Genomic DNA, 10,074 nt, shown 5'->3' with positions numbered 1-10,074 from the left:
CGGCACCGACACAAACATGTGGACGTGGTCGCTCGACAGAACCCCGCGCAAGATTTCGACCTCATTCTCCCGGCACACCTGGCGGCAAATGTCGCGGACCCGCAGCCGCAAGGTGCCGGTCAGCACCTTAAAGCGGTACTTCGTCGACCAGACGATGTGGTAGCGGTGATAGAAGACGCAATGCTTGCCCGTGTCGTATTGCATGCTCTTATCCTCCCGAAAATGAGCCTTTGCCCTGACCGGGCGGCTCATTTTCGGGAGGATAAGAGCATAAGCTGATTCTTCGCGCTGAAGCCGATCCGACTGGAAGTCGGAGGGTTCGCACCCAGACGTGGAGACTGAAAGCAGCTCGAAGCAGCGAAGCCGTTCAACCATTTCCGAAACCGGACCGAGCGACTATCGGACAAGAAATCCGTCCTCTTGCGCCCAACATCTATCCCACCTTGACCGCCGCCCCATTCAGCCGCATATGCCGTCCATGACCGACCTGACCCATATCCGTAATTTCTCCATCGTCGCCCATATCGACCACGGCAAGTCCACGCTTGCCGACCGGCTCATCCAGTTGACCGGAACCGTGGCCGAGCGCGACATGCAGGAACAGATTCTCGACTCGATGGATATCGAGCGCGAGCGTGGCATCACGATCAAGGCCAACTCGGTCCGTATCGAGTACCCGGCGAAGGACGGTCGGACCTATATCTTGAACCTGATCGACACACCCGGCCATGTGGACTTCGCCTATGAAGTCTCCCGCTCCATGCGCGCGGTCGAAGGCTCGCTGCTGGTAGTGGACGCCACCCAGGGCGTCGAGGCGCAGACGCTGGCGAATGTATATACCGCCATCGAGGCCAACCACGAGATCGTCCCGGTTCTGAACAAGATCGATCTGCCCGCCGCCGAGCCCGAGCGCATCGCCGAGCAGATCGAGGACGTGATTGGCATCGACGCAAGCGATGCCTGCCTGATCTCGGCCAAGACCGGCATCGGCATTCCGGACGTTCTGGAGGCCATCGTCAAACGCCTTCCCGCGCCCACCGGGGACCGCGACGCGCCGCTCAAGGCGATGCTGGTCGATAGCTGGTACGATGCCTATCTCGGCGTCGTCGTCATGATCCGTGTCATGGATGGCGTCATCAAGAAGGGCGACAACATCCTGATGATGCAGACCGGCGCGAAATACGGCGTCGACAAGCTCGCCGTGCTGCGCCCCAAGATGCAGGACATCGCGGAGCTTGGCCCGGGTGAGATCGGCATACTGACCGCCTCGATCAAGCAGGTCCGCGACACCCGCGTCGGCGACACCATCACGCATCAGAAGAAACCCTGCGAGAAGCCTCTGCCGGGCTTCAAACCCTCGCAGCCGGTGGTTTTCTGTGGCCTCTTCCCGGTCGACAATGCCGAGTTCGAAGACCTGCGCACCGCGATCGAGAAGCTCGCGCTGAACGACGCCTCCTTCACCTACGAAATGGAGACTTCCGCCGCGCTCGGCTTCGGCTTCCGCTGCGGTTTCCTCGGCCTGCTGCATCTGGAGGTCATCCGCGACCGGATCGAACGCGAATACGATATCGAGCTGATCACCACCGCGCCGAGCGTGATCTACCAGATCCACATGCGCGACGGCAGGCAGATCGAGCTGCACAACCCCGCCGACATGCCGGACCCCGCCGAAATCGACCATATCGACGAGCCGCGCATCAAGGCGACGATTATGGTGCCCGACGAGTATCTCGGCGACGTGCTCAAGCTCTGCCAGGAGCGCCGCGGCATCCAGCAGGACCTCACCTATGCCGGCTCCCGCGCGATGGTGGTCTATGACCTGCCGTTGAACGAGGTGGTGTTCGATTTTTATGATCGCCTGAAATCGATCTCCAAGGGTTATGCCAGTTTCGATTACCAGCTTGCGGGCTACCGGACCGACAATTTGGTCAAGATGTCCGTGCTGGTAAACGAAGAACCTGTAGATGCGCTTTCAATGATGGTGCACCGCGACCGGGCCGAGATGCGTGGCCGCGCGATGTGCGAAAAGTTGAAGGAGCTGATCCCGCGCCACATGTTCAAGATCCCAATCCAGGCGGCCATCGGCGGCCGGGTTATCGCACGCGAGACACTCTCGGCGATGCGCAAGGACGTGACGGCGAAATGCTATGGCGGCGATGCCACCCGTAAGAAGAAGCTTCTGGAAAAGCAGAAAGCCGGCAAGAAGAAGATGCGCCAGTTCGGCAAGGTGGATATCCCGCAGGAAGCGTTCATCAACGCTCTCAAGATGGATTCCTGAGGTCCGCGGGAGCCGGTGTGAACCGGCTCAAGCAGAACTGCCTTTCAATTTACTTGTCCAGCGGGGTCGCCCCGGTCTCAACCCGGGTGATTTTGCCATCCTTCAGCGTACAAGCCATCAGGACGGCTTCTCGCGTCCCGTCGGGATAGTCGTTGATCGAGTGGAACACGAGAATGTCGTCGTTCTCGTAGATCTTGCGGCGCGGTCCCATCACTGTCTTGTCGGAGGCCATCATCTTCTGGATCAACGCGGAGAAATCCGCCTTGTTCATGGTGGTGCCGCTTTGATGCCGAACGAAGACGGCGTCATCGGAATAGATATCCAGATAGCCCTGCGCATCCCGGTTCTGTACCGCTGCGTTCATCACTTCAAAAACTGCCATTTCGCGCTCCTGTCCTAAAGTTTCCCTAACGTAAGGAAAACGATGACTGGGTTTCCCGTGATGCCGCAACGATTCTTTGCGGTCTGGTTTCGGCTCGTTCGAACCGCGCCTTGACGGGCGGACAAGACAGGGAGGGGCCCGCACGGGCATCCGGACGAAACGCGAAGCGGGGTTCAAAGCCCTTTTCTGAAGCGACTGAGACGACCGAGAATCGGTCCTGCATTCACTTCTAATCCCACGTCATCCAACTATGCTATTCTCCCCAAAGGGACCGCGGACGACACAAGATCCGCATGGTGCAGATCGGACTCCGGGTCCCGGTTTTCAGGGAGGACACCCATGCCACGTTTCATCATCACAGGGAATTACACCCAAGCCGCCGCCAAGGGGATGCTGACCAACCCGAGCGACCGCGGTGCGGCCACCAGGGCGCTGGTCGAGGCGGCGGGCGGCACGATGGAGGCCTACTATGCCACCACCGGTCCGTCCGATTTCATCATCATCGCGTCCGTCGACGACGTGACCAACCTTATGAGCGCGCTTATCGTGGCCGGCGCTTCGGGGGCAGCCAGCAACCTGCAGACGCAGCGCGCTTTCACATCTGAAGAGCTTCTCGGGATGCAGCAGAAAGCCGCGACCATGGCGGCCGCCTATTCACCGCCCGGCTGACCGGCGCACCGAAATGACCCGGGGCGCGCGCGCACGCGCGTGGCCCGGGTGTCAGTGGCCGACATATTCCACCAACTGGTCGATATGGAATTCGCGGTCAGCAATGGCGCTCTTGAGCAGATCACCGATAGAGACCAGCCCCAGCAATTCTCCATCCTTTACAACCGGCAGATGGCGGAGGCGTTTTTCGCTCATCAGCGCCATGCAGTCTTCCGCGCTCTTCTCCGGGCGCACGCAGATGACATCCGTCTCCATGACCTCGCGCACCGGCGTGACCGGCGAGGCGCGTCCGAGGAGGAACACCCGCCGCGCATATTGCCTCTCGGTAAAGATCCCGGCGATACGCTCGCCATCCATCACCATGACCGAGCCGACATCCGCCTCCGCCATCAGCTTCAGCGCGTCCAGCACCATGGCGTCGACGTCAACGGAGAATACGCCGCGTCCTTTCACGTCGAGAATGTGTTCAACCGTCGTCATCGCATCTCCTCCAATATCGGGGTGTTACGGCGGCCCGGCCGCGCCCTTTAGCGCCCGGGCCGGCTTCCAGTTTCATCAGATCCCACAAGCCGACATGGGGTCAATGACATGGGTCAACCCAGGAAGTGGCACCGCTTGCGCGGCGAAAGGCACAAGGCCGGTGCGCGCCGGCCAGATATCCCGGCCGGCGGCTTCAGCTGGCTGGCGGTCAGGGCCGCACGTAAGCGTAGCCCTGCTGCTGCAACTCGATCAGGCGCACGACGCCGGAGGGAACCACCTGCGCCTCGTCCATCAGGACGATGTCCGCGCCCGCCTTGGCGGACATTTTCTGGAGCGTATTACCGCAGGCGGAGAATTTCAGGTTCTCCATCTCCAGCCCCATGGTCGACACGCGATCCGCAACAGGCGACTTGCCCGGAACGAACATGTTCAGGCCCGGCCCGTAGGCGACGAGTTCGATCTCCACGTTATCGCCCTGCTCCATGTAATAGGCGTTGAGGTTCTGAACATTGTTCAGAGCCATGTTCAATACCGCCGGGTCGTTCTGGTTCACGTGGATGGCAACCTTGTGCAATGCACCCTCAGCCAGCGCGCATGTCGCCAGCAATGACACGCCAAGCGCGCCCATGATCGTTTTCATGATGTCCTCCCATCTGTTCGCCCTGACAGGTTAGGCTGCCGGCGGGTCAAAATCCACAATCTTGCGAATATTTGCATGTCAGGTATCGACGCGCGGGAGAGTTGAACCGCGGAACTTCGTGGATTCAGGCAATGTACGCGTTGTTTCGACGGGGGCTTTCGCGCTACACTCTGAATGGCGGCGCCTTAACCCGCTCCGTCCGAACCAGTTTTAATTGCTGACGAAAGGGCCATTCCATGCGCCTCGCCAAGTTCATTTCTGCCATCGCTCTCGCCGGTCTCACAGCCGCTTGCGCAACCTCCGGCGCCAACTACGTTCCCGTCATCGACGGCGCCAACACGAACCCGAATTACTCCAACGACCTCGCCCAGTGCCAGGCGCTCGCCTCGCAACAAGGCGCTTTCTCCTCGACGACAGGCGAACAGGCGCTGGCCGGCGCGGCGATTGCCGGCGGCACCACCGCGGTCTTCAACAACCGGGGCACGAATGTTCGCGACGCAGCGCTGGTCGGTGCGGCTGCCGGCACGATCAGCGGCGCCGTACAGCAGCAGCAGAAGAAGGAAGTCATCATCCGGAACTGCATGCGCCAGCGTGGCTACAACGTGGTCGGCTAACCCGCCGCCAACATCACCATTCGGGAGCGCCTTCGGGCGCTCCTTTCTGATTCCGGTCCTTCACGGCAGCGTGATCACAGAATGCATCGGGAAACGGCCAAGGTGAGGCATACTGCTCGCATTATCGCGAACAGGAGATTCCCATGCGCCTATTGGCCAGCACGCTTGCACTTTCCCTTGCCCTGCACTCCTTGCCCACGCCGCGGGTTCGGACAGCAGCACCCCGCCCACCCCGACAGATACGACAAAGACCTGCCAGAGCGGGATGATATTCGACGCCGCCACGGGGAAATGCGTCGCCCCGAAGGACTCCCGGCTGGATGACGACAACCGCTACGACGCGGTGCGCGAGTTTGCCTATGCCGGGCAATACGGGGATGCCATCGCCGCGCTCGACGCCATGTCCGAACAGGACAGCGACCGCGTTCTGACCTATCGCGGCTTCCTCGCCCGCAAGACCGGCGATGTGGATGCCGGGATGGCGTATTACCGCGCCGCGCTGGAGAAGAACCCCGACAACCTGCTTGTGCGCTCCTACATGGGACAGGCCTTGGTCGAGATGGGCAACCTGCCGGCGGCACGCGAGCAACTCACCGAGATCCGCATGCGCGGCGGTCGCACCTCGTGGCCGGAATTCGCGCTTCGCTCGGCGATCGAACAAGGCGGAACCTTCTCGTACTGACCTTGCGAGGGCGGGCCGGGCCGTCGACCTGCCCCGCCCTTGCAAGATCGAATTGGAGCTACGCCTTTAAGAACCTCCTCTACCGGTGCGACATGAATCTTTGACTCATGTCAAGGAACATAATCTGCTTTGAAAATACATCTTCAGAAATTTTCCACAGCCTGGAGATACCGATGTTCCGCCTTGCTCTGCTGCTTTTCGTCATCATCGGCGCGTCTGTCGCCGGAATTCTGATTGTCGCCGCTCTCGTGGCCGGATTCGATACCCAAACCCCCATCGTCATTGCCGCGGCAATCGGATTCGCGGCCGCCATACCGATCAGCTACGTCGTCGCGGGCAAGCTGTCCTGACCTGACGAACCTCCTCGAAAATCTTGTTTCAGGGCCGGCCGCGGATAGAGGCACCCCACCGAAGGCACGGTCCGGCCTCCGGATAAAACAGCCGTCCGTTTGAGTCTGCCCCCAAAAAACGCGGTCCTTTTTGCAAGAACAGACCCGCGCCATTTCCCCTGTTGCGGGAATGCGCGGCGGATCGCTCAACGCGCATGCGCGAATTGCAAAAGTTGAAATTCGCCGCGTTTTCTGACAATATCTCTCCGTTCAGGCCCGAACCGCACCAAGACGGACGGGCGCATCTCAACGAGGCAGAGTAGATGAAATTCCTGACCAATACCGCCCTGGTCCTCGCGCTCGCCGCACCGCTGAGCGTCATGTCAGCCCCATCGGCGGAGGCGGGCTCAACCATTGAGCGCGCCTGTTTGAAGTCGAACCGCCGCGCGGCCTCAAAACCGCTTTGCGACTGCATCCAGCGGGTTGCGGACCAAATGCTGACCCGCAAGGAACAAAAGATGGCCGCGAAATTCTTCACCGACCCACATCGCGCGCAGGAAATCCGCCAGTCGGACCGCGCCGGGCACGAAGAATTCTGGAAAAGATACAAGGCTTTTGGCCAGAGCGCCGGCAATATCTGCCAGTAATCGGCCCTCCAGTGCCAAGCAAACGCCGCGCGACAACCGCGCGGCGTTTTTCATTTCCGGCTCAGTCGAGCTTTCCTTCGGCAACCCGATCCAGAAGCGCTGCCACGGCATCCTCGATCATTCGGACCACCTTGTCGAAGCCGCCGTCGTAATACGGGTCCGGCACTTCCCGCAACCCGAGTGATCCATAGGGCAGCAACAGCCGGACCGGGGTGTCGTTGCCGGCCGGGCGCAGCCGTTCCAGGTCCCTGACATTTTCCTCGTCCATGGCGAGAATCAGGTCGAACCGCTCGAAATCCTCCTGCCGGGTGCGCCGCGCACGCAAGGAGGACAGGTCATAGCCAGCTTTGCGCGCAGCGGCCTGCATACGCCTGTCAGGCGGCTCTCCGACATGCCAGGCTCCTGTCCCTGCCCCGTCGACCTCGATCTTCAGACCGGCCCTCCTGGCGAGCGTACGGGCCACGCCTTCGGCCGTGGGCGAACGGCAGATATTTCCGAGGCAGACGAAGAGGAGGCGGGGCGGTTGGTTCTGGGTCATGGCAATGACCTGCCCAGACTGCGGCCGCGGGTCAAGGCGTCATCTCGGGTCCGCACCGCCTACGCGCGACCCTCCAACCCATTGACGCCGCCTGCGTCGATGTCTTTGTCATGTTGTGGGCGCCGTTCGGGCGCCCGGCAATTGGAGGCCGGCATGAAACGGATTGTCATTCTCACGGGCGCGGGCATCTCCGCCGAAAGCGGACTGGGCACGTTCCGGGACGTGGGCGGCGTCTGGTCCCAATACGACCTCCAAGAAGTGGCTACCCCGCAGGGCTTCGCCCGCAATCCCGCGCTTGTGCATGATTTCTACAATCATCGCCGCGCGAACCTGCTGACCGCCTCCCCCAATCCCGCCCATGTCGCGCTGGCCCGGCTGGAACGCGAGTGGCCCGGACGGGTCGACCTCGTGACCCAGAATATCGACGACCTGCACGAGCGCGCCGGCCATCGGAACGTGATCCACATGCATGGTGAACTGATGGAGGCCAAATGCGCCGAGTGCGGCGCACATTGGGAGGCACCGAAGCGCATGCAGGCCTCGGACCCCTGTCCCGAATGCGGTGAGTCGGCCACGCGGCCGGACGTGGTCTGGTTCGGGGAAATTCCTTATGACATGGACCTGATCGAGAGCCGCATTGCGGAATGCGATATCTTCGCCTCCATCGGCACGTCCGGCCAGGTCTTTCCCGCAGCGGGCTTTGTGCTGCAGGCGAACGCCATGGGCGCACATACGGTCGAGTTGAACCTGGAGGCGTCGGAGCTTAGCGGCATGTTCGAAGAGCGCCACGAAGGCCCCGCAAGCGACATCGTTCCGGCCTGGGTAGATGCGCTGCTCTCGGCCAGATAACCTCGCGGACCCGGATGCCGACCGGAGGGCCGACATCCGGGACGATTCTCAGTTGCCGCCCATCTTCATCTCGCCTTCCTTGCGTTGAAGGTCGATCGGGATCTCCACCGTCACGTCACCGGCTTTCTCGAAACTCAGCGTCACTGTCACGCTCTCGCCGTCATTCATCGGCCCCTTGAGGCCCATGAACATGACGTGGTCTCCGCCGCGCTTGAGCATGTGCATGCCACCGGCGGGAATCGGGAAGCCCTCTTCGACATGCACCATCTTCATGATGCCATTGCCGTCGGAGATATGGGTGTGCAGCTCGGTTTTCATGGCGATCCCGGAGGTGGCACCGACAAGGCGGTCGCTCTGCGAACCGGTATTGACGATTTGCATGAACGCCGCGCCGGCCTTGGCGTTGGGCATGGCGGCGCGGGCATAGGCATCCTTGATCTCGATCTCGGCGAGCGCCGGGGTTGCAAGGGAAAAGGCGGCCGCGGCCGCAAGAATGGTCTTGAGGGACATTGTTGTCTCCATCCGTGAAAGGTCGTTGGTCTGACGGTCGCGCGTTAAAACCCGGGCAGGAACGGCCCGTTTTCAGACCGGGGGACCACGTGCACCTCGGGTTAGCAGAGGAAACGCACGCCTCAGCGGGACTCCCCGAGGCCAGTCCATCCAGACGAGGGACGCGTCTACCGGCTGGACGGTCGGGGATACAATCGCGGTCGCCGCAAAGGACACGAGCGCGGCGTCCGGGCAGAGCACGTGCGTTTCGACCGGATTGCCCTCGGCATCTACAGAAAGGGTAACGGTCCCCATGCCGGTACAGATCACCATCTGTCCAGTTGCAGGCGCCTGTCCTCGGGCCACGCCGAAGCCGACGGTCGACAGACCGATCGACAGGACGAGCAGCAGGGAAAACAGGCGCGCGCAGAACATTCCGGCCAACCTAATGGCGCTGAGAGCGGAGGCAAAGCAGATTCTTGCCTGAAATTTCGGTCACCAAGACGGGCCGATAGCCTCCCGGGCTGTACCCAACCAAAACTGCAGACCATCCTTCGCTGGATCGCTTCAAGAGGTTTTCAGATGTTGAAGGGGGGCGTTGCCCCCCGCGCTCATACGAGCGCTCCCCCCAGGATATTTACGGAAAGATGATGATAGTCTCCGACAGTTATCATCTTTCTCCAAATACCTCTGCCGGAGGCACGATCCACAGGATCGTTCACGCGCGCGAAGCGCGCGCCCTCGATTGGCAATGAAGCCTACAATGCAGATCGCGCCGCTCGGGCGGGTCCACCAAAAAAAACGAAAGACCCCGCCAGGTGGCGGGGCCGATCACATCTCGAAGATATGAAAGCGTCAGGCCGCTTGGGACTTGGCGACATCTTTCTTGATCTTCAGCGCCTTGGCCGAAAGATCGCCATCGTCGGCCTTCGCCAGAAAGGCGTCGAGGCCACCGCGGTGATCCACGGAGCGCAGGGCAGCATTAGAGATCTTCAGCTTGAAGCTCCGCCCAAGGGCATCGGAGATCAGGGTCACATCCTGCAGGTTCGGCAGGAAGCGCCGCTTGGTCCTGTTATTGGCGTGGCTGACGTTGTTGCCAACCATCGGGCCTTTACCGGTCAGTTCGCAGACACGCGACATGGTTTTTTCCTCGACGTTCGAATGACAATAGCGGCGCTTCCCAATCCCATGGTTATACGACCGGGGCGCCACGAATTCCGTTCGGGCCTTTAATTACATGCGCGCGATGCTGTCAACCCGATTCCCCTGCAGCCGGTGACACACTTGTGACGCAGCGCTGGGATGCTGGCTCGAAAGGCGCGGAAACCGATCTTCAAGAGACTGAAAACAAAAGAAAGGCCGCCCCGAAGGGCGGCCCTGACTTCGTCGATCGTTCGAGAGATTACTCGAGGATCTTGGAGACGACGCCGGCGCCGACGGTGCGGCCGCCTTCGCGGATGGCGAAGCGGAGCTTCTC

Annotated in this window: 15 protein-coding genes; 7 read left to right on the top strand and 8 right to left on the bottom strand. The window is 61.3% G+C overall.

All coding sequences use genetic code 11. The annotated features are described in order from the left end of the window. Nucleotides 1-204 (bottom strand): IS200/IS605 family transposase (tnpA, locus tag BLR85_RS26690; RefSeq protein ID WP_139188573.1); only part of this gene is annotated, 204 nt, incomplete at its 3' end. A gap of 274 nt (nucleotides 205-478) precedes the next feature. Between tnpA and lepA the strand changes: the two genes are divergently transcribed. Further along, nucleotides 479-2,278 (top strand): translation elongation factor 4, encoded by a 1,800-nt coding sequence (gene lepA / locus BLR85_RS26685; protein WP_170844794.1) that lies wholly within the window; start codon nucleotides 479-481, stop codon nucleotides 2,276-2,278. A 49-nt stretch (nucleotides 2,279-2,327) separates the two neighbouring features. Here the strand turns inward: lepA and BLR85_RS26680 are convergent, their stop codons facing one another. Then, nucleotides 2,328-2,660: a nuclear transport factor 2 family protein gene (locus BLR85_RS26680; RefSeq protein WP_093164548.1), complete on the bottom strand. Its 333-nt coding sequence runs from the start codon at nucleotides 2,658-2,660 to the stop codon at nucleotides 2,328-2,330. A gap of 339 nt (nucleotides 2,661-2,999) precedes the next feature. On the opposite strand from BLR85_RS26680, the gene BLR85_RS26675 reads away from it, so the two are divergent. Next, nucleotides 3,000-3,329: a GYD domain-containing protein gene (locus BLR85_RS26675; RefSeq protein ID WP_093164546.1), complete on the top strand. Its 330-nt coding sequence runs from the start codon at nucleotides 3,000-3,002 to the stop codon at nucleotides 3,327-3,329. Between the two features lie 51 nt (nucleotides 3,330-3,380). On the opposite strand, the gene BLR85_RS26670 is transcribed toward BLR85_RS26675, so the two are convergent. Together BLR85_RS26670 and BLR85_RS26665 are read right to left on the bottom strand one after the other, a co-directional pair. Then, nucleotides 3,381-3,809 carry a CBS domain-containing protein gene (locus BLR85_RS26670; protein ID WP_093164544.1) on the bottom strand — a complete coding sequence of 143 codons (429 nt, stop codon included), beginning with the start codon at nucleotides 3,807-3,809 and terminating at the stop codon, nucleotides 3,381-3,383. Between the two features lie 208 nt (nucleotides 3,810-4,017). Then, the gene (locus BLR85_RS26665) at nucleotides 4,018-4,449 is read right to left on the bottom strand and encodes a DsrE family protein (protein ID WP_093164542.1); all 432 of its coding nucleotides are present in this window, start codon (nucleotides 4,447-4,449) and stop codon (nucleotides 4,018-4,020) included. A 236-nt stretch (nucleotides 4,450-4,685) separates the two neighbouring features. On the opposite strand from BLR85_RS26665, the gene BLR85_RS26660 reads away from it, so the two are divergent. The 4 genes from BLR85_RS26660 to BLR85_RS26645 all read left to right on the top strand — a co-directional run bounded on the left by BLR85_RS26660 (nucleotide 4,686) and on the right by BLR85_RS26645 (nucleotide 6,721). Further along, nucleotides 4,686-5,063: a hypothetical protein gene (locus tag BLR85_RS26660; protein WP_068314357.1), complete on the top strand. Its 378-nt coding sequence runs from the start codon at nucleotides 4,686-4,688 to the stop codon at nucleotides 5,061-5,063. Nucleotides 5,064-5,328: 265 nt separating this feature from the next. Next, nucleotides 5,329-5,745 carry a tetratricopeptide repeat protein gene (locus BLR85_RS26655; RefSeq protein WP_093164540.1) on the top strand — a complete coding sequence of 139 codons (417 nt, stop codon included), beginning with the start codon at nucleotides 5,329-5,331 and terminating at the stop codon, nucleotides 5,743-5,745. Between the two features lie 173 nt (nucleotides 5,746-5,918). Further along, nucleotides 5,919-6,095, top strand: coding sequence for a CTP synthetase (locus BLR85_RS26650; RefSeq protein ID WP_093164538.1), 177 nt, complete (start codon nucleotides 5,919-5,921; stop codon nucleotides 6,093-6,095). A gap of 302 nt (nucleotides 6,096-6,397) precedes the next feature. Next, entirely contained in the window at nucleotides 6,398-6,721 is a 324-nt protein-coding gene (locus tag BLR85_RS26645) for a hypothetical protein (RefSeq protein WP_093164536.1), read from the top strand. Between the two features lie 61 nt (nucleotides 6,722-6,782). On the opposite strand, the gene BLR85_RS26640 is transcribed toward BLR85_RS26645, so the two are convergent. After that, nucleotides 6,783-7,259 (bottom strand): low molecular weight protein-tyrosine-phosphatase, encoded by a 477-nt coding sequence (locus BLR85_RS26640; RefSeq protein ID WP_093164534.1) that lies wholly within the window; start codon nucleotides 7,257-7,259, stop codon nucleotides 6,783-6,785. A 153-nt stretch (nucleotides 7,260-7,412) separates the two neighbouring features. On the opposite strand from BLR85_RS26640, the gene BLR85_RS26635 reads away from it, so the two are divergent. Next, on the top strand, nucleotides 7,413-8,108 hold the full coding sequence (locus tag BLR85_RS26635; RefSeq protein ID WP_093164531.1) for an NAD-dependent deacylase: 696 nt from the start codon (nucleotides 7,413-7,415) through the stop codon (nucleotides 8,106-8,108). Between the two features lie 48 nt (nucleotides 8,109-8,156). Here BLR85_RS26635 and BLR85_RS26630 read toward each other — a convergent pair whose 3' ends face one another. The 3 genes from BLR85_RS26630 to BLR85_RS26615 all read right to left on the bottom strand — a co-directional run. Then, the gene (locus BLR85_RS26630; RefSeq protein WP_093164529.1) at nucleotides 8,157-8,618 is read right to left on the bottom strand and encodes a copper chaperone PCu(A)C; all 462 of its coding nucleotides are present in this window, start codon (nucleotides 8,616-8,618) and stop codon (nucleotides 8,157-8,159) included. Between the two features lie 834 nt (nucleotides 8,619-9,452). Beyond that, nucleotides 9,453-9,737, bottom strand: a complete 285-nt coding sequence (gene rpmB, locus BLR85_RS26620; RefSeq protein WP_093164524.1) for a 50S ribosomal protein L28 — start codon at nucleotides 9,735-9,737, stop codon at nucleotides 9,453-9,455. Nucleotides 9,738-9,999: 262 nt separating this feature from the next. Next, nucleotides 10,000-10,074 (bottom strand): EF-Tu C-terminal domain-related protein (locus BLR85_RS26615; protein WP_139188574.1); only part of this gene is annotated, 75 nt, incomplete at its 5' end.

This window comes from Aliiruegeria lutimaris, from assembly GCF_900099935.1.
GTDB classification, from domain to species: Bacteria; Pseudomonadota; Alphaproteobacteria; order Rhodobacterales; family Rhodobacteraceae; genus Tropicimonas; species Tropicimonas lutimaris.
Note: the sequence above shows the minus strand (reverse complement) of the source record. Positions and strands in the feature narration are given on the sequence as shown.